Source organism: Pseudomonas sp. SIMBA_068 (assembly GCF_046534705.1).
Taxonomy (GTDB): Bacteria; Pseudomonadota; Gammaproteobacteria; order Pseudomonadales; family Pseudomonadaceae; genus Aquipseudomonas; species Aquipseudomonas putida.
Genome location: NZ_JAWRYI010000001.1, coordinates 356746 through 380087 on the forward strand (window position 1 = coordinate 356746; position 23342 = coordinate 380087).

Annotated in this window: 17 protein-coding genes; 5 read left to right on the forward strand and 12 right to left on the reverse strand. The window is 63.4% G+C overall.

Going from position 1 to position 23342, the window contains the following annotated elements:
- Positions 1 to 157: 157 nt before the first annotated feature.
- Together SB756_RS01575 and SB756_RS01580 are read right to left on the reverse strand one after the other, a co-directional pair.
- On the reverse strand, positions 158 to 673 hold the full coding sequence (locus SB756_RS01575) for a DUF4880 domain-containing protein (protein ID WP_341796282.1): 516 nt from the start codon (positions 671 to 673) through the stop codon (positions 158 to 160).
- A 430-nt stretch (positions 674 to 1103) separates the two neighbouring features.
- A complete protein-coding gene (locus SB756_RS01580) occupies positions 1104 to 1415 on the reverse strand; it encodes a DUF6124 family protein (RefSeq protein ID WP_341796281.1) in 312 nt (103 codons plus the stop codon).
- An 88-nt stretch (positions 1416 to 1503) separates the two neighbouring features.
- Here SB756_RS01580 and SB756_RS01585 point away from each other — a divergent pair, with 88 nt between their 5' ends.
- On the forward strand, positions 1504 to 2211 hold the full coding sequence (locus SB756_RS01585; protein WP_341796280.1) for a LexA family transcriptional regulator: 708 nt from the start codon (positions 1504 to 1506) through the stop codon (positions 2209 to 2211).
- A 318-nt stretch (positions 2212 to 2529) separates the two neighbouring features.
- Here the strand turns inward: SB756_RS01585 and SB756_RS01590 are convergent, their stop codons facing one another.
- Genes SB756_RS01590 through SB756_RS01605 form a run of 4 tightly spaced genes read right to left on the reverse strand, consistent with a single transcriptional unit; the run spans position 2530 to position 8088 of the window.
- A complete protein-coding gene (locus SB756_RS01590; protein WP_341796279.1) occupies positions 2530 to 4482 on the reverse strand; it encodes an acetyl/propionyl/methylcrotonyl-CoA carboxylase subunit alpha in 1953 nt (650 codons plus the stop codon).
- Positions 4479 to 5294 (reverse strand): gamma-carboxygeranoyl-CoA hydratase, encoded by an 816-nt coding sequence (locus SB756_RS01595; protein WP_341796278.1) that lies wholly within the window; start codon positions 5292 to 5294, stop codon positions 4479 to 4481. The genes SB756_RS01590 and SB756_RS01595 overlap by 4 nt, the downstream gene beginning before the upstream one ends.
- Before the next feature lie 3 nt (positions 5295 to 5297).
- Complete coding sequence (locus tag SB756_RS01600) at positions 5298 to 6905, reverse strand: carboxyl transferase domain-containing protein (RefSeq protein WP_016498805.1); 1608 nt, start codon at positions 6903 to 6905, stop codon at positions 5298 to 5300.
- A 19-nt stretch (positions 6906 to 6924) separates the two neighbouring features.
- Complete coding sequence (locus tag SB756_RS01605) at positions 6925 to 8088, reverse strand: isovaleryl-CoA dehydrogenase (protein ID WP_341796277.1); 1164 nt, start codon at positions 8086 to 8088, stop codon at positions 6925 to 6927.
- Positions 8089 to 8324: 236 nt separating this feature from the next.
- On the opposite strand from SB756_RS01605, the gene SB756_RS01610 reads away from it, so the two are divergent.
- Complete coding sequence (locus SB756_RS01610; protein WP_410910028.1) at positions 8325 to 10010, forward strand: AMP-binding protein; 1686 nt, start codon at positions 8325 to 8327, stop codon at positions 10008 to 10010.
- A gap of 116 nt (positions 10011 to 10126) precedes the next feature.
- Here the strand turns inward: SB756_RS01610 and SB756_RS01615 are convergent, their stop codons facing one another.
- Both SB756_RS01615 and SB756_RS01620 read right to left on the reverse strand, forming a co-directional pair.
- A complete protein-coding gene (locus tag SB756_RS01615; protein WP_410910029.1) occupies positions 10127 to 10363 on the reverse strand; it encodes a hypothetical protein in 237 nt (78 codons plus the stop codon).
- Between the two features lie 98 nt (positions 10364 to 10461).
- Entirely contained in the window at positions 10462 to 10623 is a 162-nt protein-coding gene (locus SB756_RS01620; RefSeq protein WP_410910030.1) for a hypothetical protein, read from the reverse strand.
- Positions 10624 to 10763: 140 nt separating this feature from the next.
- On the opposite strand from SB756_RS01620, the gene SB756_RS01625 reads away from it, so the two are divergent.
- The 3 genes from SB756_RS01625 to glgB all read left to right on the forward strand — a co-directional run bounded on the left by SB756_RS01625 (position 10764) and on the right by glgB (position 18415).
- A complete protein-coding gene (locus SB756_RS01625) occupies positions 10764 to 12782 on the forward strand; it encodes an alpha-1,4-glucan--maltose-1-phosphate maltosyltransferase (protein ID WP_410910031.1) in 2019 nt (672 codons plus the stop codon).
- A gap of 104 nt (positions 12783 to 12886) precedes the next feature.
- Positions 12887 to 16204 carry a maltose alpha-D-glucosyltransferase gene (gene treS, locus SB756_RS01630; protein ID WP_410910032.1) on the forward strand — a complete coding sequence of 1106 codons (3318 nt, stop codon included), beginning with the start codon at positions 12887 to 12889 and terminating at the stop codon, positions 16202 to 16204.
- Positions 16205 to 18415, forward strand: a complete 2211-nt coding sequence (gene glgB, locus SB756_RS01635; protein WP_410910033.1) for a 1,4-alpha-glucan branching protein GlgB — start codon at positions 16205 to 16207, stop codon at positions 18413 to 18415.
- 101 nt (positions 18416 to 18516) lie between these two features.
- Here the strand turns inward: glgB and SB756_RS01640 are convergent, their stop codons facing one another.
- The 4 genes from SB756_RS01640 to SB756_RS01655 all read right to left on the reverse strand — a co-directional run bounded on the left by SB756_RS01640 (position 18517) and on the right by SB756_RS01655 (position 23335).
- Complete coding sequence (locus SB756_RS01640; RefSeq protein ID WP_410910034.1) at positions 18517 to 19593, reverse strand: autotransporter domain-containing protein; 1077 nt, start codon at positions 19591 to 19593, stop codon at positions 18517 to 18519.
- 320 nt (positions 19594 to 19913) lie between these two features.
- Complete coding sequence (locus SB756_RS01645) at positions 19914 to 20708, reverse strand: endonuclease/exonuclease/phosphatase family protein (protein WP_410910035.1); 795 nt, start codon at positions 20706 to 20708, stop codon at positions 19914 to 19916.
- Positions 20709 to 20806: 98 nt separating this feature from the next.
- Positions 20807 to 22960, reverse strand: coding sequence for a glycogen debranching protein GlgX (gene glgX / locus SB756_RS01650; protein WP_341796269.1), 2154 nt, complete (start codon positions 22958 to 22960; stop codon positions 20807 to 20809).
- 90 nt (positions 22961 to 23050) lie between these two features.
- Complete coding sequence (locus tag SB756_RS01655; RefSeq protein WP_084967438.1) at positions 23051 to 23335, reverse strand: DUF2934 domain-containing protein; 285 nt, start codon at positions 23333 to 23335, stop codon at positions 23051 to 23053.
- Positions 23336 to 23342: the final 7 nt, after the last annotated feature.

Sequence of the window (23342 nt, forward strand, 5' to 3'; positions counted from 1 at the left end):
CAAGTAGTGTATCTATGAGAAAGCCTCATCGGTAAGCCTCCCAAAGTTTTGCCTAATCCTCGGCAGAATTTAGCCGGATTCGGTTCAAAGATGTGATCGGGCTCGCGCGGCGGGCCATCGCCTGCACGGGCTTCGCTTCACAATTGAAGTGCGTAGCTCAGGCCCAGAAGCCAAGCAGCACCAACGCCGCCACGCCAAGCCCAACCGCAACCGAACAGCCGCCCAGCGACAGCGCTGCCCGGCCTTGCCGATACCAGCCGTCATGGCCAAGCTGCATAGCCGGTGCCAGCAGGCTGCGCCAGCGCAATTCTGTCTCGTGAAACGCCTGCAAGTTCGCTTGGTCCGCATCCAGCCAGCGACGAAAGTCGATCCGTTCGCAAGCCGTCACCTGTGGGCTTTGCAAGCGCACGTACCATTGCCCGGCAACACTCGCCAGCACATCCCGGCGCGAGCGACCGGCCTGCAGCGCCTGGTCCATGTTCCGCTCGATGCTCGCCAGGGGCAGGTCGAGGCGGGCGGCGATGGTGGCGAAATCCAACTGGTCGAGGCGGTTGAGCAGGAATACTTGCTGCACGCGGCGGGGCAGCCGCTTCAGGGCATGCAGCAGGGCGTGGTCGGCATCGTCTTCGGCAACAGGCGTTGGGTGTTCAAGCGGCAGTAGCAGACGGGTCATGGACAGCTCCTTGCTTGAAGGGGAGGGGTGGGGGCATCTTCCTTGATGCGAGACCAGCGTAGGCGAAACGAGATTGATTCTCAAGTGCTGATTCCGCAAAGTTTTGTAATGAGCGTTCACGCCCTGAAACACCTTTGCTATCATGCGCGCCATCACGATCTTCATTAGCCTGAAGAGCAAAAAAAAGACCCGGCAAAAAGCCGGGTCAAAAACCGTGATTAGCCTGATGAGGAGATAATCTGAGAGCGACCTAAGCTCCAGGTTATCCAGCAGATCTCGCGATCAGCTGAGTGCAATAATAATCGTTATCATTTGCCAGTCAAATGAATTTTCGCTAATTCGGTAAAAAAGTTTTACCGATGCGCTTCCTTGTCCCGGCAGTCGGGGCCTCTGCCGTTCGCGGCCATCACGTTCTCTCCCTCCTTTTTACTCAGAAATCCGGATCTGCGGCGCGCTTGTGCTCCAGCAGGGCGCGGGCCATGTCCATCATGTGCATCAACGCGTAGGTCAGCTCGCGCTGGCTGCCGTGCTGGTGGCTGGCGGTTTCCTGCGCTGTAGCGGCGGCGCAGCGCAGCAGGGCGATGGCGTGCTCCCGGGCCTGGTCGCCGGTGACGCTCTCGTGCAGGGCCCAGATCTTGTTGTCGAGGGTCGGGCGCTGCGGCTTGGGGTTGAGGTAGTAGTCGAGGGCGCGGCGGGCGGCTTCGCTGTCGAGATCTGTTTCGTCGTTTTTCGGTGGTTTCATCCTGATACCTGCTAGAGCCAGTAGGGGAAGGGGTCCGACCGATAATAATACCTAGGGTATTTTCGCGCCCTTTGATAAATAATACTGAATGTTTATTGAGCGGCTAAAGGCAGTCCGTATCGTGCCAGCGATGAATATGGATAAATGGATTGCCCTCGTCCGTGACCGGATGGAGGAGCTTGGGCTCACTCAAGAGCAGCTTGCCGAGCGCGTTGGCGTGTCTCAAGGCAGCGTAGGGCATTGGGTGAACAAGCGGCGTCAGCCGAAGATCGAGTCGATGAACCGTACGTTCGTCGAGATTGGCATGCCTCACTACAACGTCAGCCTGCAACTGCGCATCCAGGGGCAGGTTGGCGAGGAGCGTGGCGTTTATCAGATGGATGACGCCGATGACGATCTGGACCTGATGCAATACATCGTGTGTTTCCGCTACCCGGTGTTTGCCTGGAATGAGCTAGGTGTTGCAGAGCGTGAGGAGCCGGGGGTGTTCGAGCAGACGGACTACCTGGCCCAAGGCAAGGCGTTCTGGTTGCCGGTTGAAAATGACGCGATGAGCGCTGTCAGTGGTCGCAGTGTGCCACAAGGCATGCGGATGCTGGTCGACCCAGGTGTGGAGGCTGAGGCCGGGCGCTTGGTTATCGCTCGTCAGCCGGGCAAGCCGGCGATTTTCCGCGAGCTGGCCGAGGAAGGTGGGCAGCGTTATTTGAAGGCACTGAACGGCAACTACCCGGCGCTGTTGTGCGAAGAGGGCTGCGAGTTCCTGGGTGTGGTCGTGCGGGTGCATGGGGCCTTTTGAATGGGTTTGAGTCATTGATGTTGTTTGAAGGGGCACGTCTTGGTTGTTGTGTCGTCCTCAAGATCGAGCGCCGCCCGCGCGGCGCATCGCGAGCAAGCTCGCTCCTACATCTGTTTCGGGCCAGGTATTCCTGAGGCAGGCGCGCGCGGCCCCTTGGCGTCCACCTCAATATCACGTGGAACAAACAAGGCGGTCGCGCGTGTTTGCGCAGGCGTTACTGGCCCGAAACAAATGTAGGAGCGAGCTTGCTCGCGATGCGCCGCGCGGGCGGCGCTCGATCTTGAATCCCCTACAAATCTCTAGCCAACCGCCTCAACATCACTCAGCCAGTTCGACCAGCACCGTCCCTTCGCTGACCATATCCCCTTCCTGGCAGAACAACGCCTTCACCGTCCCTCCATGCGGCGCACGAATGCTGTGTTCCATCTTCATCGCCTCCAGCACCACCAGTGCCGTACCGGCTTCAACCACCTGCCCCGGCTCGACCAGAACCCGCACGATGCTACCGTTCATGGGCGCACCCAGGCCGCCTTGATGACCATGGCTGGCCTCGGCTTCGGCAATCGGGTCGAAGGCCTGAATGGCGTGCATCTCGCCATCCCAGTGCAGGTACAGGGTGCCATCGCGGCGGATTGCCAAATGCTGGCGGCGCACGCCTGCCTGATCGTGCACCAGTTGCTCACCCGCTAGCTGCCAGGTGGACGCAGCGCTGCGCTCCAAGGCAACCGCCTGGTCCTGCCCGGCGCTTGCCAGATGCAGGCTGCTGCGTGCCGGCAGGCCCAAGCGCAGGCCGTTGTGCGCACCCCACGGCGAACTGCGGTCGTCATTGCGCTGATGCTCGGGCTGCCCCTGCAGCCAAGCTTCGGCCGCTGCCTCCCAGAAGCCCGCCGGCAGCGCATGGGGCGCCGGCAGCAACACATCCTGGTGGCGGGGAATGAAGCCGGTGTCCAGCTCTGCCGCCACAAACGCCGGGTGGGCGAGAATGCGGCGCAGGAAAGCAATGTTGGTCTTCACCCCGCCAATGGCGAACTCGTCGAGCATGGCCAGCAAGCGCAGGCGCGCCTGTTCGCGGTTTTCACCCCAGGCAATCAGCTTGCCCAGCATCGGGTCGTAGAAGGGCGACACCACGTCGCCTTCGCTGACCCCGCTGTCCACCCGCCGGCCTTCGCCTGGCGCCGACTCACGGTACAGCGCAAGCGTGCCGGTCGCGGGCAGGAACTCGTTGGCCGGGTCTTCGGCATACAGCCGCACTTCGATGGCATGGCCAATTAGCGGCACCTGTTCCTGGGTGAGCGGTAGTTGCTCGCCGCAGGCCACGCGAATCTGCCAGGCCACCAGGTCCAGGCCGGTGATGGCCTCGGTGACCGGATGTTCCACTTGCAGGCGGGTGTTCATCTCCATGAAGAAGAACTCGCCACGGGCATCGAGCAGAAACTCCACGGTGCCGGCACCCACATAGCCGATAGCCTGCGCCGCACGCACCGCCGCTTCGCCCATGGCCCGGCGCAGTTCGGGCGACAGGCCGGGGGCAGGGGCTTCTTCGACCACTTTCTGGTGGCGGCGCTGAATCGAGCAGTCGCGTTCGTTGAGGTACAGGCAGTTGCCGTGCTGGTCGGCAAATACCTGGATTTCGACGTGACGCGGCTTGAGCACATACTTTTCCACCAGCATGCGCGCATCGCCGAACGACGACTGCGCCTCACGCTGGGCCGAGGCCAGGGCGTCAGCCAGCTGGCTTTCTTCCTCGACCACTTTCATGCCCTTGCCGCCGCCGCCGGCGCTGGCCTTGAGCAGCACCGGGTAGCCGATGCGTTCGGCGGCGGCACGGAAGGTGTCCAGGTCCTGGGCTTCGCCGTGATAGCCCGGCACCAGCGGCACGCCAGCGGCGTCCATCAGCGCCTTGGCCGCCGACTTGCTGCCCATGGCGTCGATGGCGGTGGCAGGTGGGCCAAGGAAGATCAGCCCGGCCTGTTCGATAGCGCGGGCGAAGCCAGCGTTCTCCGACAGAAAACCATAGCCCGGGTGAATCGCCTGGGCACCGCTGGCCTTGGCAGCGGCCAGCAGCTTGTCGACCAGCAGGTAGCTTTCGGCGGCCTTGGTGCCGCCCAGGTCGACGCGGATATCCGCTTCGCGGCTGTGCCGGGCGTCACGGTCGGTGGCGCTGTGCACGGCAACAGTGGTCAGGCCCATGGCCTTGGCGGTGCGCATTATCCGGCAGGCGATTTCGCCACGGTTGGCGACCAGCAGGGTGGTCAAAGCGGGGCGGCTCATGGGCGCGGTTCCTTCTTGTCATCGGTTTGCCAGGCGGGGCGGCGTTTTTCCAGGAAAGCGCGCAGGCCCTCCTGGCCTTCGGCGCTGACGCGGATGCGGGCGATGGTGTTCTCGCAGTAGCGGCGCAGGGCCGGGCTGAGTTCGCCGTCGTCCACTTCGCGCAGCAAGTCCTTGGTGGCGCGCAACGCTTGTGGGCTGTTCTGCAGCAGGTTGTTCACCCACGCTTCGACCTGGGCGCCCAGCTCACTGGCCGGGTACACCTCGGCCAGCAGGCCCAGCTCGCGGGCCCGTATGCCGCTGAAACGCTCGGCAGTGAGGGCATAGCGGCGCGCGGCGCGTTCACCAATCGCCTTGACCACGAACGGGCTGATGACTGCGGGCGCCAAGCCAATGCGGACTTCCGACAGGCACAACTGGGCGTCTTCGGCGCCGATGGCCATGTCACAGCAGCTGATCAGGCCCAGCGCGCCGCCAAAGGCTGCACCTTGGACCACGGCCAGGGTAGGCGCCTTGAGGCGGTGCAGGGCGTACATCAGCTCGCCCAGTTCGTGGGCATCATCCAGGTTGGTGTTGAAGTCCAGCTGCGCCGACTGCTGCATCCAGGCCAGGTCGGCGCCGGCGCTGAAGTGCCGGCCACGGCCGCGCAGCAGCACAAAGCGCAGGCCGGCGTCTTCGGCCAGGCGGTCGATGGCCACGATCAGCTCGCGGATCATCTGTGCGTTGAAGGCGTTGTTCTTGTCCTCGCGGCTCAGCCACAGGGTGGCGAAGCCGCGTGGGTCACGGATCACTTCAAGGGTGCTGAAATCGCTCATGGGTCACATCCGGAAAATGCCGAAGCGGCTCTGTTCGATCGGTGCGTTCAGCGCGGCAGACAACGCCAGGCCAAGTACATCGCGGGTTTGTGCCGGGTCGATGACACCGTCGTCCCACAGGCGGGCGCTGGAATAGTAGGGGTGGCCCTGGTGCTCGTACTGGTCGAGGATCGGTTGCTTGAGCCTGGCCTCGTCCTCGGCACTGAAGGGCTGGCCGCTGCGCTCGCTTTGCTCGCGCTTGACCTGCGCCAGCACGCCAGCGGCCTGTTCGGCACCCATCACGCCAATGCGCGCGTTGGGCCACATCCACAGGAAGCGTGGGTCGTAGGCGCGGCCGCACATGCCGTAGTTGCCGGCGCCAAAGCTGCCGCCAATGATCACCGTGAACTTCGGCACCTGGGCACAGGCCACGGCGGTGACCAGCTTGGCGCCGTGCTTGGCGATGCCGCCTTCTTCGTACTTCTTGCCCACCATGAAGCCGGTGATGTTTTGCAGGAACAGCAGCGGGATGCCACGCTGGCAGGCCAGCTCGATGAAGTGCGCGCCTTTTTGCGCGGCTTCGGCGAACAGGATGCCGTTGTTGGCCAGGATCGCCACCGGGTAGCCATGCAGGTGGGCGAAGCCGCACACCAGGGTGGTGCCGAACAGGGCTTTGAACTCATCGAACACCGAGCCATCGACCAGCCGCGCGATCACTTCACGCACGTCGAACGGTTGCTTGGCATCGGCTGGCACCACGCCATACAGCTCGTCGGCGGCATACAGCGGCGCCACCGGGGCCAGGCGCTGCAGCTTGCCCAGCTTGTGCCAGTTGAGGTTGGCCACGCTGCGCCGGGCGATGGCCAAGGCGTGCTCGTCGTTATCCGCGTAGTGGTCGGCCACGCCGCTGGTGCGGCAATGCACATCGGCGCCACCCAGGTCTTCGGCGCTCACCACTTCACCTGTAGCGGCCTTTACCAGCGGCGGCCCGGCGAGGAAGATGGTCGCCTGCTGGCGCACCATGATCGCTTCGTCGGCCATGGCCGGTACGTAGGCGCCGCCAGCTGTGCACGAGCCCATCACCACGGCGATCTGGGGGATGCCCTGGGCGCTCATGTTGGCCTGGTTGAAGAAGATCCGCCCGAAATGCTCGCGGTCGGGGAACACTTCGTCCTGGCGCGGTAGGTTGGCGCCGCCCGAATCCACCAGGTAGATGCACGGCAGGCGGTTCTGCTGGGCGATGGTTTGCGCACGCAGGTGCTTCTTCACCGTCAGCGGGTAGTACGAACCGCCTTTGACCGTGGCGTCGTTGGCCACGATCATGCATTCCACGCCTTCGACGCGGCCGATGCCGGCGATCACGCCAGCGGCGGGCACGTCTTCGCCGTATACCTCATGCGCAGCCAGCTGGCCGATTTCGAGGAATGGCGAGCCCGGGTCCAGCAGGCGGTCGATGCGTTCGCGCGGCAGCAGCTTGCCACGCGACGTGTGCCGTTCCTGGGCTTTGGGCCCGCCGCCCTGTGCCACCTGGGCGAGCAGGCCGCGCAGGGCCTGAACCTGTTCGAGCATGGCCGCGCTGTTGCCGGCGAACTCCGCCGAACGCGGGTTGATCTGGGTGTGCAAGGTAGCCATGTGCGCCCGTCCTTTATGTTCAGCGGGTTTCGTTGAACAGTTCGCGGCCAATCAGCATCCGGCGGATTTCGCTGGTGCCGGCACCGATTTCGTACAGCTTGGCATCGCGCAGTAGGCGGCCCGCCGGGAATTCGTTGATGTAGCCGTTGCCACCGAGAATCTGGATCGCCTCCAGGGCCATTTGCGTGGCGCGTTCGGCGGTGTAGAGGATTACCCCGGCAGCGTCCTTGCGGGTGGTCTCGCCACGGTCGCAGGCCTGGGCCACGGCGTACAGGTAGGCGCGGCTGGCGTTCAGTTGGGTGTACATGTCGGCAATCTTGCCCTGGATCAGCTGGAACTCGCCGATGCTTTGGCCGAACTGCTTGCGGTCGTGAATGTAGGGCACCACCAGGTCCATGCAGCTTTGCATGATGCCGGTTGGGCCACCGGACAACACCACACGCTCGTAATCCAGGCCGCTCATCAGCACGCGTACGCCGCCGTTGAGCTGGCCGAGTATGTTTTCTGCCGGCACTTCCACGTCATCGAAGAACAGCTCGCAGGTGTTGGACCCGCGCATGCCCAGCTTGTCGAACTTGTTGCTGCGGCTGAAACCTTTCCAGTCACGCTCGACGATGAACGCGGTAATGCCGTGCGCGCCCTTGTCCAGGTCGGTCTTGGCGTAGATCACGTAGGTGTTGGCGTCGGGGCCGTTGGTGATCCAGGTCTTGCTGCCGTTGAGCACGTAGTAATCGCCGCGCTTTTCGGCGCGCAGTTTCATCGATACCACGTCGGAGCCGGCGTTGGGCTCGCTCATGGCCAGCGCACCGATGTGCTCGCCGCTGATCAGCTTGGGCAGGTACTTGAGCTTCTGTTCATGGGTGCCGTTGCGGTTGATCTGGTTGACGCACAGGTTGGAATGGGCGCCGTAGGACAGTGCCACCGAGGCCGAGGCGCGGCTGATTTCTTCCATCGACACCACGTGGGCCAGGTAGCCAAGGCCGGCGCCGCCATACTCTTCCGATACCGTGATGCCCAGCAGGCCCATGTCGCCGAACTTGCGCCACATGTCGGCGGGGAACAGGTTGTCGTGGTCGATCTGCGCGGCCCGCGGGGCCAGTTCGGCGGCAACGAAGGTGCGCACCTGGTCGCGGAGCATGTCGATGGTTTCGCCCAGGGCGAAGTTCAGGGAGGGGTAATGCATGCTGGGGCACCTTCTTGTTCTTGAAATTGGGTTACATCGCAGCTTGGGGATCCACCCCGCTCCCACAGGGGTCGGCGTGGCGCCTCGAGTGGATGTTGTTCATCACCTTTACGTTAACGTAAACCTGCATGAGGTCACTGTCAATCCACTCATCACCTTTACGTAAACGTAAATCTGCGCCAGAGTATTCCCGCTTGCTTCAGTCGTGCCCAGAACAACCACAAGAAGGGACACCCATGAGTCAACCGAGCTATACCCGCGGTCGCCAGGACCAAGCCTTGCTGACCCAGACCATCGGCCAGGCCTTCGATGCCACGGTGGCCCGCTGTGCCGATGGCGAGGCGCTGGTGTCGCGCCACCAGGGCCTGCGCTACAGCTGGCGGCAGTTGGCCGAACAGGTCGAAGTGCATGCCCGCGCGCTGATGGCCCTGGGCGTGAACACCGGCGAGCGTGTCGGCATCTGGTCGCCCAACTGCGCCCAGTGGTGCATTTTGCAGCTGGCCAGTGCCAAGGTCGGCGCCATCCTGGTCAACATCAACCCGGCCTATCGCGTAGGGGAGCTGGAATACGTGTTGCGTCAGTCCGGCTGCCGCTGGCTGGTGTGTGCAGATGCCTTCAAGACGTCTGATTACCACGCCATGGTCCAGGAACTGGTGCCAGAATTGGCCTGCGCCACGCCAGGTGAACTGGTCAGTGAGCGCCTGCCGGACTTGCGCGGCGTGATCAGCCTGGCCGCCAACCCGCCTGCCGGCTTCCTGCGCTGGCATGCACTGGCCGAAAAGGCTGGGCAGACAACGCTAGAGGCGTTCACCGCCCGCCAGCAAGGCCTGCAATTCGACCAGCCGGTGAACATCCAGTACACCTCCGGCACCACCGGTGCGCCCAAAGGTGCCACGCTCAGTCACTACAACATCCTCAACAACGGTTTCATGGTGGGTGAAAGCCTTGGCCTGACAGCCAGCGACCGTATGGTGATCCCGGTGCCGCTGTACCATTGCTTCGGCATGGTCATGGCCAACCTCGGCTGCATCACCCACGGCAGCACCATGATCTACCCCAACGACGCCTTCGACGCCGAGCTAACCCTGCGCGCCGTGGCCGAGGAGCGTGCCAGCATCCTGTACGGCGTACCGACCATGTTCATCGCGATGCTCGATCACCCCTCGCGTGCGCAGATGGACCTGTCGACCCTGCGCAGCGGCATCATGGCCGGCGCCACCTGCCCGATCGAGGTGATGCGCCGGGTCATCGACCAGATGCACATGGCAGAAGTGCAGATCGCCTACGGCATGACCGAAACCAGCCCGGTGTCGCTGCAGACCGGCCCGGACGATGACCTGGAGCTACGCGTGACCACCGTCGGCCGCACCCAGCCGCAGTTGGAGAACAAACTTGTGGACCCCGATGGCTGCATCGTCGCCCGCGGCGAGATCGGCGAACTGTGCACCCGCGGCTACAGCGTCATGCTTGGCTACTGGGACAACCCCCAGGCCACGACGGATGCCATCGACCCGGCCGGCTGGATGCATTCGGGCGACCTGGCGGTGATGGACGAGCAGGGCTATGTGCGCATCGTTGGGCGCAACAAGGACATGATCATTCGCGGCGGCGAGAACATTTACCCACGTGAGCTGGAGGAGTTCTTCTACACCCACCCGGCGGTGGCCGATGCGCAGGTGATCGGCATCCCGTGTAGCCGCTATGGCGAAGAGATCGTAGCCTGGATAAAGCTGCATCCGGGGCATAGCGCCACGGTCGAGGAACTGCAGGGTTGGTGCAAGGCACGCATCGCCCACTTCAAGGTGCCGCGGCATATCCGTTTCGTTGACGAATACCCGATGACGGTGACCGGCAAGGTGCAGAAGTTCCGCATGCGGGAAATCAGTGTGGCGGAGATCTCGGCGGTATCTGCGGGTTGTTGAGGTGTTGGGTCAACCGGCCCTTTCGCGGGGAAACCCGCTCCTCCAGGGCCCGCGCCGACCTAGGATACGGCGCAGTACGTGTGGGAGCGGGCAAGCCCGCGAAAGGGCCGAAATGGTCAACGCTCATTCAGCGCCTTGTACAGTTCGCCCGCAACCTCGGCAACGCTCAGGTAGTCACGCCGCAAACGAACGCTGTAACGCGCTTCCAGCTGCATCAACGCAAATTCGCATTTGTCCCTGTCCAGATGCGCCAACAAGATACCTGGCCCCGAGTCGACCACACCTGCATCCTGAAGCATATCGACCACTTGTCGCTCGAATTCCTCACGCTGCCGGCGGGTTGCGGTATCCACGATGAAGGAGGCTCCTGGCTTGATATCGAGAGCCTCAATCTTCAACACAATCCATCGGCACCGCTACTGGCAAAAATATCAGGTAGCGTGGTCTACCCTTAAGCCTTCACCGGTGGCTCCTGGCTCGGCGGGTCGCCCACCGTTGGCGGCATGGTTGGCTTGATCGGCAGCTCCTCCGGGTCTTCTTCCGGTACGGGCGGCGGCAAGCTGGGGTCGTCGATGTTGGGATCGGGGGTTTCCGGTGGAATGGGAATGTTCATGGCCTGACCTCGCGTGGGTGGAATGAAGAGGTGCTGCAGGCTCTGACCGCTGGCAGCTGCCGTTCGCTCAATTATTTTGAACCCCCCGCCTGTACCCGGCTCTGAACCCTTACCGCCACCAGCCTGAGGGAGCAAGGTCGATGTCACGAAACGAGCCCTTTGAAAGCGTGCCCACGGCGAACGATCACCCGGACCAGGCCATCAGCCTGTCCCAGGCGCTGCTGGCGCCGCGTATCGTGATCGAAGACACCGAACCCGCGCTCGAAGCCGGCACCTTCGCCGCCAAAGCCATCAGCGGCCAGCCAGTGGCGGTCAGCAGCAAGGTCTACAGCGATGGCCACGACCGCCTGGCGGTGATGCTCAACTGGCGCCAGGCCAACAGCCGGCGCTGGCATTGCGTGCCGATGCAATCGGCGGGCAACGACCTGTGGTTGGCCGAGTTCACCCCCACCGAACTTGGCCCGCACCTGTTCAGCATCGAGGCCTGGGTCGACCCGTTCGCCACCTATAGCCATGACCTGGAGAAAAAGTACAACGCCGGTGTCGAGGTAAAACTGGAACTGGAAGAGGGCCGCTTGATGCTGGGCAAAGGCATCGAGCTGTGCAGCGGTGCCGTGCGCGATGAGCTCGAAGCGCTACAGCAGCGCTTGGCGGAGCTGGATACCGACGGGCAGGTGGCACTGTTGCTGGGCCTGGACGTTGCGCACCTGATGAGCGAAGCGGGGCACCGCAGTTACCTGGCCCGCAGCCGCGAGTTCCCCGTCGATGTCGACCGCCCGGCCGCGCAGTTCGCCAGTTGGTATGAGCTGTTCCCGCGCTCGATCACCGATGACCCGCAGCGCCACGGCACCTTCAATGACGTGCACCAGCGCCTGGCTATGATCCGTGACATGGGCTTCGATGTGCTGTACTTCCCGCCCATCCACCCCATCGGCACGCAGCACCGCAAAGGCCGCAACAACGCCCTCAAGGCCGAACCCGGCGACCCTGGCAGCCCGTACGCTATCGGCAGTGCCGAAGGCGGCCATGACGCCATCCATCCGCAGCTGGGCACGCGGGAAGACTTTCGTCGACTGGTTGCCGCCGCCGCTGAGCATGGCCTTGAAATCGCCCTGGATTTCGCTATCCAGTGCTCGCAGGACCACCCATGGCTCAAAGAGCATCCCGGCTGGTTCAGCTGGCGCCCGGACGGCACCATTCGCTATGCCGAGAACCCGCCGAAAAAGTACCAGGACATCGTCAACGTCGATTTCTACGCCCCGGACGCCGTCCCTTCGCTGTGGCTGGCGCTGCGCGACGTGGTGCTCGGCTGGGTAGAGGAGGGCGTGAAGACCTTCCGCGTCGACAACCCGCACACCAAGCCACTGCCGTTCTGGCAATGGATGATCGCCGATGTGCGCGCCCGCTACCCGGATGTGATCTTCCTTGCCGAGGCATTCACCAAGCCCGCGATGATGGCGCGCCTAGGTAAGGTCGGCTACGCGCAAAGCTATACCTACTTCACCTGGCGGAACACCAAGCAGGAACTGCGCGAATTCTACGAGCAGCTCAACCAGCCGCCGTGGAGCCAGTGCTACCGGCCGAACTTTTTCGTCAACACGCCGGATATCAACCCGTTCTTCCTGCACACCTCCGGTCGCGCCGGCTTCCTCATCCGCGCCGCGCTGGCCACCATGGGTTCGGGCCTGTGGGGCATGTACTCCGGCTTCGAGCTATGCGAAAGCGCGCCGCTGCCAGGCAAGGAGGAATACCTGGATTCGGAGAAATACCAGATCCGCCCGCGCGATTTCACCCAGCCGGGCAACATCATTGCCGAGATCGCCCAGCTCAACCGCATCCGCCGGCAGAACCGCGCCTTGCAAACCCACCTGGGCGTGGCGTTTTTCAACTGCTGGAACGACAACATCCTGTACTTCGCCAAGCGCACGCCAGAGCGTGACAACTACATCCTGGTGGCGATCAGCCTCGACCCGCACAACGCCCAGGAGGCGCATTTCGAGCTGCCACTGTGGGAGCTGGGGCTGGATGACAACGCCGAAACCCATGGTGAAGACCTGATGAACGGCCACCGCTGGTCGTGGTACGGCAAGACCCAATGGATGCGCATAGAGCCGTGGCACCAGCCGTTCGGCATCTGGCGCATCGAAACAGCCCGGTAGAGCCAGGCACATATCTCCTTGTGGTAGCGGGCATGCCCGCTCCCACAGGTATGGGGTCAAGTCAGTTGCTTGCAGAGCAACCTAGAAAATGAAAGGAGTCACCCATGGCCAAGCGTTCCCGCCCGGCAGCCTTCATCGACGACCCGCTGTGGTACAAGGACGCCGTCATCTACCAGTTGCACATCAAGTCGTTCTTCGATGCGAACAACGACGGCATCGGCGATTTCGCCGGCCTGATCAGCAAGCTGGACTACATTGCCGAACTGGGCGTCAACACCCTGTGGCTGCTGCCTTTCTACCCTTCGCCAAGGCGCGATGACGGCTACGACATTGCCGAATACAAGGCCGTGCACCCCGACTACGGCAGCCTGGCCGACGCCCGCCGCTTCATCGCCGAGGCACACAAGCGCGGCCTGCGGGTAATCACCGAGCTGGTCATCAACCACACCAGCGACCAGCATCCGTGGTTCCAGCGGGCGCGCCATGCCAAGCGCGGCAGCAAGGCGCGGGATTTTTACGTGTGGTCGGATGACGAACAGAAGTACGACGGCACGCGCATCATCTTCCTCGACACCGAAAAGTCCAACTGGACCTGGGACCCGGTCGCCGGCCAGTACTTCTGGCACCGCTTCTACTCGCACCAGCCAGACCTGAACTTCGACAACCCGCAGGTGCTCAATGCGGTGATCAAGGTGATGCGCTTCTGGCTTGACCTGGGCGTCGACGGCCTGCGCCTGGATGCCATCCCGTACCTGATCGAACGCGACGGCACCAACAACGAAAACCTGCCCGAGACCCACACGGTACTCAAGGCCATTCGCGCTGAAATCGACGCTAACTACCCCGACCGCATGCTGCTGGCCGAGGCCAACCAGTGGCCCGAAGACACCCGCCCGTACTTCGGCGAAGGCGAGGGCGACGAGTGCCACATGGCCTTCCACTTCCCGCTGATGCCGCGCATGTACATGGCCCTGGCCATGGAGGACCGCTTCCCGATCACCGACATCCTGCGCCAGACGCCGGAAATTCCGGCCAACTGCCAATGGGCAATCTTTCTGCGCAACCACGATGAGCTGACCCTGGAAATGGTCACCGACCGCGAGCGCGACTACCTGTGGAACTACTACGCCGAAGACCGCCGCGCCCGCATTAACCTGGGTATCCGGCGGCGCCTGGCACCGCTGCTGCAGCGTGACCGCCGGCGCATAGAGCTGCTGACCAGCCTGCTACTGTCGATGCCGGGCACACCAACCCTGTACTACGGTGACGAGCTGGGCATGGGCGACAACATCTACCTCGGTGACCGCGACGGGGTGCGTACGCCCATGCAGTGGTCGCCGGACCGCAACGGGGGTTTTTCCCGTGCCGACCCGCAGCGCCTGGTGCTGCCGCCGATCATGGACCCGCTATACGGCTACCAGACGGTCAACGTAGAAGCGCAGAGCCACGACCCGCATTCATTGCTGAACTGGACCCGGCGCATGCTGGCCGTACGCAAGCAGCAGAAGGCCTTTGGCCGCGGCACCCTGCGAACCCTTACGCCCAGCAACCGGCGCATCCTCGCGTATATCCGCGAGTACACCGATGCCGATGGCAACACCGAGGTCATCCTGTGCGTGGCCAACGTGTCCCGCGCCGCCCAGGCTGCCGAACTGGAATTGTCACAATACGCCGACAAAGTACCCGTGGAGATGCTCGGCGGCAGCGCCTTCCCGCCCATCGGGCAACTGCCGTTCCTGCTCACCCTGCCACCCTATGCCTTCTACTGGTTCCTGCTGGCCTCCCATGACCGCATGCCCAGCTGGCACATCCAGGCCACCGAGGGGTTACCCGAATTGACCACGCTAGTTTTGCGCAAGCGCATGGAAGAACTGCTGGAAGCACCCGCCCGCGACACCCTGCAAACCACCATCCTGCCCCAATACCTGCCCAAGCGGCGCTGGTTCGCCGGCAAGGAGGGGCCCATTGACGAGGTGCGCCTGCGCTACGGCGTGCGCTTCGCTACCGCTACCACGCCCGTGTTGCTCAGCGAAATCGAAGTGCTCAGCGGGGGGGCGGCCAACCACTACCAGCTGCCGTTTGGCCTGCTGCCCGAAGACCAGATCAACACAGCGCTGCCGCAGCAGCTGGCCTTGTCGCGGGTGCGCCGTGCCCATCAGATTGGCCTGATTACCGATGCCTTCGTGCTCGAACCGTTTATCCGCGCAGTGCTGCACGCCTGCCAGGATGGCCTGCGCCTGCCCTGCGGCAGCGGCGCGGGCGAACTGCGTTTCGAGTGCACCGACCTGCTGGCAGCCCTTGGGTTGAACGATGAAAGCGCAGTGCGCTACCTCAGCGCCGAGCAGTCCAACAGCTCGGTGGTGGTCGGCGACCGCGTGGTGCTCAAGCTGATCCGCCGGGTCAACCCGGGCATTCACCCGGAACTGGAAATGAGCGCCTACCTGACCGCTGCCGGCTTTGCCAATATCTCGCCATTGCTGGCTTGGGTCAGCCGGGTGGATGAGCAAAACGCCCCACACCTGCTGATGATCGCCCAAGGCTACCTGAGCAATCAGGGCGATGCCTGGGCCTGGACCCAGAACACCCTGGAACGGGCTATCCGCGACCAGATGGCCCCACCCAGCCGCGATGCCGAGGCACACACCGATGCCTTGGTGGAGCTCACCGGCTTTGCCGCCTTGCTCGGCCAGCGCCTGGGCGAGATGCACCTGCTGCTGGCTGCGCCGACCGACGATGAGGCCTTCCGGCCACGCCCCAGCGATGCTGACGACAGCCAGCGCTGGGGTACGCAGATCAGCGCCGAACTGACCCACGCCCTCGACCTGCTGGCCCAGCACCGTGACAGCCTCGACCACGACAGCCAGGCCCTGATCGACGACCTGCAGCAACAGCGCGATGGCCTGGCGCAGCACATCGCCAACTTGGCGGGCCAGGCCGAGGGCGGCCTGCTGATGCGGGTGCACGGCGACCTGCATCTGGGCCAAGTGCTGGTGGTGCAGGGGGATGCCTATCTGATCGATTTCGAGGGCGAACCGTCCCGTCCACTGCAAGAACGCCGGGCAAAGCACAGCCCGTACAAGGATGTCAGCGGCGTGTTGCGATCCTTCGACTATGCTGCTGCGATGATCCTGCGCAGCGCCTCTGCGGTCGACCTTTCCGGCCCGGCGCAGCAGGCTCGTCAGCGGGTTGCCCGGCAGTACCTGCATCAGTCGCGCCACGCCTTTGTCGAAGCCTATGGCCTGGCCACCGCCGCCATGCCCCATGCCTGGCAACAGGCCGAGGGCGAGCGCGCCGCACTGGAATTGTTCTGCCTGGAAAAAGCCGCCTACGAGATCACATATGAAGCCGAAAACCGTCCGAGCTGGCTGGCCGTGCCTTTGCATGGCCTGCATGGACTGATCAGTACTTGGGGAGAGTCATAAATGAATGCAACCACGCGTGAAAACGGCGGCCTTCGGCAACGGGACCTGGATGCCCTGGCCCGCGCCGAGCACGCCGATCCCTTCGCAGTGCTAGGCCCCCACGGCGATGGCCAAGGCGGGGTGTTTATCCGCGCCTTCCTGCCCAATGCGCTGAGTGCACGGGTGCTGGCGCGCCATGATGGGCGCGTCCTGGCCGAAATGGTGCAAAGCGCAGTACCGGGCTTGTTCACGGCGCACCTCGATGATGCACAAGCCTATCTGCTGCAAATTGGCTGGGTCGGTGGCGAGCAAGTCACCGAAGACCCTTACAGCTTTGGCCCGCAACTGGGCGACATGGACTTGCACCTGTTCGCCGAAGGCAACCACCGCGACCTGTCCGGGCGCTTCGGCGCCCAACCGATCCAGGTCGAGGGCGTCGACGGCGTGTGTTTCTCGGTGTGGGCGCCGAATGCCCGGCGGGTGTCGGTGGTGGGTGACTTCAATAACTGGGACGGCCGCCGCCACCCCATGCGCTTGCGCCACAGCGCCGGGGTGTGGGAGTTGTTCGTGCCGCGCCTGGGCGTAGGCGAAACCTACAAGTACGAGGTGCTGGGCAAGGACGGGATACTGCCACTGAAAGCAGACCCGCTGGCCCGCGCCACTGAATTGCCGCCGAGCACCGCATCCAAGGTGGCCGGTGAACTCAGCCACGCGTGGCAAGACCACGACTGGATGGCACAACGCGCGCAGCGCCATGCCTACAGCGCACCCCTGTCGATCTACGAGCTGCACCCAGGCTCCTGGCGCTGCGAGCTGGACGAGGCAGGCGAAGTCGGGCGCTACTACAACTGGCGTGAACTGGCCGAGCGGCTGGTGCCCTATGTGCAGGAACTGGGCTTTACCCATATCGAATTGCTGCCGATCATGGAGCACCCGTTCGGCGGCTCCTGGGGCTATCAGCCACTGTCGATGTTCGCGCCCACCTCACGCTATGGCAGTGCCGAGGACTTTGCCGCGTTCATCGATGCCTGCCACCAAGGCGGCATTGGCGTGCTGCTGGACTGGGTGCCGGCGCATTTCCCCACCGACGAACACGGCCTGGCGCGTTTCGACGGCACTGCCCTGTACGAATATGACAACCCCCTGGAGGGCTACCACCAGGACTGGAACACACTGATCTACAACCTCGGCCGCAACGAAGTGCGCGGCTTCATGATGGCCTCGGCGCTGCACTGGCTGAAGCACTTCCACATCGACGGCTTGCGGGTCGATGCGGTGGCCTCGATGCTGTACCGCGACTATTCGCGCAAGGCCGGCGAATGGGTGCCCAACCGCCACGGCGGGCGCGAGAACCTGGAGGCCATCGACTTCATCCGCCACCTCAACGGCGTGGCTGCCCACGAGGCCCCCGGTGCATTGATCATCGCGGAGGAGTCCACCGCCTGGCCCGGCGTCAGCCAGCCGACCCAGCAGGGCGGCCTGGGCTTTGCCTACAAGTGGAACATGGGCTGGATGCACGACACCCTGCATTACATCCAGAACGACCCGGTGCATCGCAACCACCACCATAACGAGATGAGCTTCGGGCTGATCTACGCCTATTCTGAACACTTCATCCTGCCCATCTCCCACGACGAGGTGGTGCACGGCAAGCACTCCTTGATCGACAAGATGCCCGGCGACCGCTGGCAGAAATTCGCCAACCTGCGCGCCTACCTCACTTTCATGTGGGCGCACCCAGGCAAGAAGTTGCTGTTCATGGGCTGCGAGTTCGGCCAGTGGCGTGAGTGGAACCATGACAGCGAGCTGGACTGGTACCTGCTGCAGTACCCCGAGCACCAAGGCGTGCAGCGCCTGGTGGGCGATCTCAACCGCCTGTACCGCGAAGAGCCGGCGCTGCACGAGCAGGATTGCCAGCCGCAGGGCTTCCAGTGGCTGATCGGTGACGACGCGCAAAACAGCGTGTACGCCTGGCTGCGCTGGAGCAGCAGCGGCGAGCCGGTGCTGGTGGTGGCCAACTTTACCCCGGTTCCACGCGAGGGCTACCGCATTGGTGTGCCGTTTGGCGAGCGCTGGCAGGAATTGCTGAACAGCGATGCCGAGCTGTATGCAGGGTCCAACGTAGGCAATTTGGGGGCAGTGGCCAGTGAGGCAGTGGCCAGCCATGGGCAGCCACTGTCGCTGGCGCTGAATTTGCCGCCGCTTGGGGTGCTGGTAATGAAACCGGCTTGATACGTTGCCTGTACCGGCCTCTTCGCAGCACAAGGCTGCTCCTACAGGTGGGCGCATTCCCTTGTAGGAGCAGCCTTGTGCTGCGAAGGGGCCGGGCCTGCCTACCACCGCATCCGCACACCAAGGCTGCCAATCAGCCCGTTCAGGTCATTGTCATCCACATCGCTGCTGTAATCGGCGCTGACAAACAAGGCCACCGAAGGCGTCACCCGCGCCACCAGCCCCAAGCCCAGTTCCACCGTAGTTGAGTAGCGCGAGCTGGAGATCTTGTCGACCTGGTCCAGCTTCACCTCGTCGGGATTGCTGAAGTCGTACCACACGTTGGTCCGCACATAGGGTTCGATGGGCATGCCACGCACGTCGTAGCGCCCGGACAATTTCGCACCGACCCGGCCGCTCCAGCTCGGCTGGCTGTCGAAGGCCTGCAGGGTTTCTTCCTGCACCTGGTTGCCGGGGAAGAACTGCTGGTTGATCAACTGTGCCTGGGGTTCGATCACCCAGTTGCCGCCCAGGCGGATCGGGTAGCCGCCTTCCACCGAGAACGTCATCGCATGGCCGCTTTCGTCAAGGCGCTGGCCGCTTTCACCCCGGCCCATTACATCGATGCGTGAGCCCATGGCCACCGCATCCAGGTGCCAGCCCTGTTCATGGGTCATGCTCCAGTACACGCCCAGGCTTTCCCCGCTCAGGTTCACCGCGTTGCGCTGCTTGTCGCCCAACAGCGGGCGCATGCCGTTGAAGCTGCTCTGCAGGTTGTTATGCCCCACGAAAACCCCTGCGCGGTGCACGTTGCCCGCTGCAGTTTCACGCACGAACAGGTCCGGGCCGATTGTCAATTGCTGGCTGGGGGCCTCCAGTTGGTCTGGGGGTTGCGTGCCACTGCGCGAGGTGGTCGGGAAAAACTGTGCCCACTGGCTGGCGATCAGGTCCGGTGCTGTCTGCCCGTGGCGCGCGCTCATGGTTTGCGAAAACGCACTCAGGGTGCCGATGCTCAAGCCACTGGCGCTGACCGGGTCGAGCGACATCTGCGGCATTGCAGGCTGTTGCAGAAAACCGGGCGAGGTGGGGTCACCCTGCAGTTCGTACGCGAAAGTTTCCACCGGGGTTGCCAGAAGCAGCGACGTGGAAACCGCATAGAAAATGCTGTCGAAGCGCAAGGGGTTCGAGGTGCTTTTCATGGCGGATCTCCTGTTGGTTTTTGTGGGGTACAGCCCGAGGACCTGGCCTGTTGTCACGAGCTGTACGGCAAAAACAGTGGGCGACCCAAACCAGCACGCCAGCCTTTGCAAGCGCGCACGAAGGCGCGAGCTAGAGGCCCGGCGCGAGATCTTTAATGCTTGGTAATGTTCAGCTAAGGAGAGGACGCCGCTTGCGTCAAGAAAGCGTGAAAGAACTGTTCAGGTTGTGTAATTTCTCTCAAGCACTTGATTTTCCGAGAAAATCTCTAGGGTATAGCGGGGTTCGCTATTTCCCGCTTCGTGGCTATGAAGAATGATTGCTAGAGCCTGACCTCCACCGCCAACGGCAAGTGGTCTGACAGGTGCGACCAAGGTTTGTGCCCCAGAATCCGCGGCCCATGGCTTTCGGCGTTGCGCAGGTAGATGCGGTCCAGGGGCAACAGCGGCAGGCGGGCAGGGTAGGTGCGGGCCAGGTGGCCATGGTGGCGCTCGAAAGCCTCATGCAGGTCGCGTCGCAGGCCAAGGGTGCGGTTGCCGTGGCTTTTCCAGTCGTTGAAATCCCCGGCGATGATCACCGGGGCATCGGCAGGCAGGGAGTCCAGCAATTTGCGCAGCAGCAGCAGCTGCTGTTGCCGGTGGCTCTCCAGCAACGACAGGTGCACGCAGACCGCATGAACCGGGCCTTGCCCCGGCACATCCAGAACGCAGTGCAACAGACCACGGCGCTCGGGGCCGGTGATTGACACGTCGAGGTTGCGGTGTTCGATGATCGGGTACTTGGACAGCAGCGCATTGCCGTGGTGGCCGTCGGGATAGACCGCGTTGCGGCCGTAGGCAAAGTCGCTCCACATACTGTCGGCGAGGAATTCGTACTGCGAGGTCTGCGGCCAGCCCGGGTAGCGCGCGGCGTGGCGGTCGTGGCTGCCAAGCACTTCCTGGAGGAAGACGATGTCGGCCTGAGTGCTGCGCACCGCCTCGCGCAGTTCCGGCAGGATGAAGCGCCGGTTGAAGGCGGTGAAGCCCTTATGGGTGTTCACCGTCAGTACCCGCAGCCGCTTCACGGCCGCGGCCTGGTTGACGCTGGCAAAACCTGTGCTGCCGGCTTCGGGGTTCACAATTCCTCCTCGATCACAGGTGCATGTGTGTTGCCTGTACCGGCCCTATCGCCGGCAAGCCAGCCATACACAGTCGGACAGGCGCGGCCACCCCAGGTTCACTCCTCCTCGTGCTGCAACACCATCAGCAGCATCGATCGCCCCTTTACCTCGAACGTGCTGTCGAACTGCAGGTGCTGCCCCTTGCGCAACTCTGGCCGGTCGGTATCGATCAGGCAGCTCCAGTAATCACCTTCAGGTACCGTCGGCAACTTGAATGGCACAACATCATGGTGGGCATTGACGATCAGCAGTACCGTGGCCTCGGAACCCGGCCGGGCGATGCCGCTGACCTGCGCGCGACCATCGATCAGCATGCCCAGGCAGCGCCCATGCGGGTCTTCCCACTGCGCCACGCTCATTTCGTTGCCATCCGGTGCCAGCCAGGTCACGTCCTTGACCCCGATTGCCTCATTGTAGTCACCCACCAGGAAGCGTGAGCGGCGCAGCACCGGGTAGGCCAGGCGCAGGCGGGTCAGGCGTTTGACGAAGGCCAGCAGCTCTTTGCCCTCCTGGTCCAGGTCCCAGTTCACCCAGCCGATTTCGCTGTCCTGGCAGTAGGCGTTGTTGTTGCCGTGCTGGGTGCGGCTGAACTCGTCGCCGGCGACGATCATCGGCGTGCCTTGGGCCAGCAGCAGGGTGGCAAAGTAGTTGCGCATCTGGCGCATGCGCAGCGCGTTGATGTCCGGGTCGTCCGTCGGCCCCTCGGCACCGCAGTTCCATGACAGATTGTTGTCGGTGCCGTCCTGGTTGTTCTCGTCGTTATCTTCGTTGTGCTTGTGGTTGTACGACACCAGGTCGCGCAGGGTGAAGCCATCGTGTGCGGTGATGAAGTTGACCGAGGAATAAGGCCGGCGCCCGCGGTTGTTGAACATGTCGCCCGAGGCGGTCAGGCGTGCGGCGAAGTCAGCCAGCTGGCCTTCGTCGCCTTTCCAGAAGGCGCGCGCAGTATCGCGGAAACGGTCGTTCCATTCGGCCCAGCCGGGGGCAAAGTTGCCTACCTGGTAGCCACCCGGCCCGCAGTCCCAAGGTTCGGCAATCAGCTTGACCTGGCTCAGCATGGGGTCTTGGCGGCAAGCGACGAGGAAGCCGTGGCGCTCGTTGTACCCTTCGTGGTAGCGGCCAAGAATGGTCGCCAGGTCGAAGCGAAAGCCGTCCACGTGCATTTCGCCGGCCCAGTACCGCAGCGAGTCGGTGACCAGCTGCAGCACGCAGGGGTGGCTCAGGTCCAAGGTGTTGCCGGTGCCGGAATCGTTGATGTAGAACCGCTTGTCGTCCGGCATCAAGCGGTAGTACGAGGCGTTGTCGATACCGCGCATCGACAGGGTCGGCCCACGTTCGTTGCCTTCGGCGGTGTGGTTGTAGACCACATCGAGGATCACCTCCAGCCCGGCGTCGTGAAGGTGGGCGACCATTTCCTTGAACTCGGCAATCTTGCCGCTGGCCAGGTAGCGCGGGTGCGGGGCGAAAAAGGCGATGCTGTTGTAGCCCCAGTAGTTGTTCAGGCCTTTGTCCAGCAGGTGCTGGTCGTTGACGAAGGCGTGAATCGGCAGCAGCTCGATGCTGGAGACGCCCAGCTCCTTGATGTGCTTGAGCAGCTCGTCGTTGGCCAGGCCGGCAAAGGTGCCGCGCAGTTTTTCCGGCACTGCCGGGTGGCGCATGCTGATGCCGCGGGTGTGCGCTTCATAAATGATCGTGCGTTCCCAGGGGACCGACACACGCTGGTCGCGGCCCCAGGTGAAGGCCGGGTCGATCACCTTGCATTTGGGCACGAAGGGCGCGCTGTCGCGCTCATCGAACGACAGGTCGCCGTCGGGGTGGCCGATGGTGTAGCCGAACAATGCCTCTGACCACTCCAGGCTGCCGACCAGCTGCTTGGCATACGGGTCGATCAGCAGTTTGTTGGGGTTGAAGCGGTGACCGTTTTCCGGCTCGTAGGGGCCGTACACCCGGTAGCCATAGACCAGGCCGGGGTGAGCGTCGGGCAGGTAGCCGTGGTAGATCTCGTCAGTGTATTCGGGCAGTTCGATGCGCTCGAGTTCCTGTTCGCCGGTGGAGTCGAACAGGCACAGCTCGACCTTGGTGGCGTTGGCCGAGAACAAGGCGAAGTTGACCCCAAGGCCATCCCAGGTGGCGCCGAGGGGGAAGGGCATGCCTTCGCGGATGCGCGATGGTGCGACCGAGCGGGTTTTCTTTGGGGTGCGGGGGCTCATGACGATCCTCAAATGGCCGTTATGGAAGGGGAATGTGGTGTCCTGCATTGGCCTCTTCGCGGGTTTACCCGCGAAGAGGCCGGGACAGGCTTACCCGGCAGTAGGCTTTTTCACCGCGCGGGGCTTTTTCGCCGCAGCGGGCTTGCCCCCCGGCAGGGCAGCCACCTTGGGCTCGGCAGGCGCCTTGGGCTCAGCGGCTGCCTTGGGCTTGGCCGGCGCCCGCTTGCGTGGCTCGGCCTTGGGGGCCAGGGCCTCGGCCTCGGCCAACTTGCGGGCCATATCCCAGTGGCGTTCTTCCTCCCCTACGGGCTTACCTTCAGATTCCCAGATCTGGTAGGCAAATTCGCGAATACGCTTTTCATCGACACTCATCATGACGCTC

What these genes read in the sequence shown, in the direction of transcription:
- SB756_RS01575 (WP_341796282.1), bottom strand. Translation starts at nt 673, where the DNA reads ATGACCCGTCTGCTACTGCCGCTTGAACACCCAACGCCTGTTGCCGAA.
- SB756_RS01580 (WP_341796281.1), bottom strand. Translation starts at nt 1,415, where the DNA reads ATGAAACCACCGAAAAACGACGAAACAGATCTCGACAGCGAAGCCGCC.
- SB756_RS01585 (WP_341796280.1), top strand. Translation starts at nt 1,504, where the DNA reads ATGTTTATTGAGCGGCTAAAGGCAGTCCGTATCGTGCCAGCGATGAAT.
- SB756_RS01590 (WP_341796279.1), bottom strand. Translation starts at nt 4,482, where the DNA reads ATGAGCCGCCCCGCTTTGACCACCCTGCTGGTCGCCAACCGTGGCGAA.
- SB756_RS01595 (WP_341796278.1), bottom strand. Translation starts at nt 5,294, where the DNA reads ATGAGCGATTTCAGCACCCTTGAAGTGATCCGTGACCCACGCGGCTTC.
- SB756_RS01600 (WP_016498805.1), bottom strand. Translation starts at nt 6,905, where the DNA reads ATGGCTACCTTGCACACCCAGATCAACCCGCGTTCGGCGGAGTTCGCC.
- SB756_RS01605 (WP_341796277.1), bottom strand. Translation starts at nt 8,088, where the DNA reads ATGCATTACCCCTCCCTGAACTTCGCCCTGGGCGAAACCATCGACATG.
- SB756_RS01610 (WP_410910028.1), top strand. Translation starts at nt 8,325, where the DNA reads ATGAGTCAACCGAGCTATACCCGCGGTCGCCAGGACCAAGCCTTGCTG.
- SB756_RS01620 (WP_410910030.1), bottom strand. Translation starts at nt 10,623, where the DNA reads ATGAACATTCCCATTCCACCGGAAACCCCCGATCCCAACATCGACGAC.
- SB756_RS01625 (WP_410910031.1), top strand. Translation starts at nt 10,764, where the DNA reads ATGTCACGAAACGAGCCCTTTGAAAGCGTGCCCACGGCGAACGATCAC.
- treS (WP_410910032.1), top strand. Translation starts at nt 12,887, where the DNA reads ATGGCCAAGCGTTCCCGCCCGGCAGCCTTCATCGACGACCCGCTGTGG.
- glgB (WP_410910033.1), top strand. Translation starts at nt 16,205, where the DNA reads ATGAATGCAACCACGCGTGAAAACGGCGGCCTTCGGCAACGGGACCTG.
- SB756_RS01640 (WP_410910034.1), bottom strand. Translation starts at nt 19,593, where the DNA reads ATGAAAAGCACCTCGAACCCCTTGCGCTTCGACAGCATTTTCTATGCG.
- glgX (WP_341796269.1), bottom strand. Translation starts at nt 22,960, where the DNA reads ATGAGCCCCCGCACCCCAAAGAAAACCCGCTCGGTCGCACCATCGCGC.
- SB756_RS01655 (WP_084967438.1), bottom strand. Translation starts at nt 23,335, where the DNA reads ATGATGAGTGTCGATGAAAAGCGTATTCGCGAATTTGCCTACCAGATC.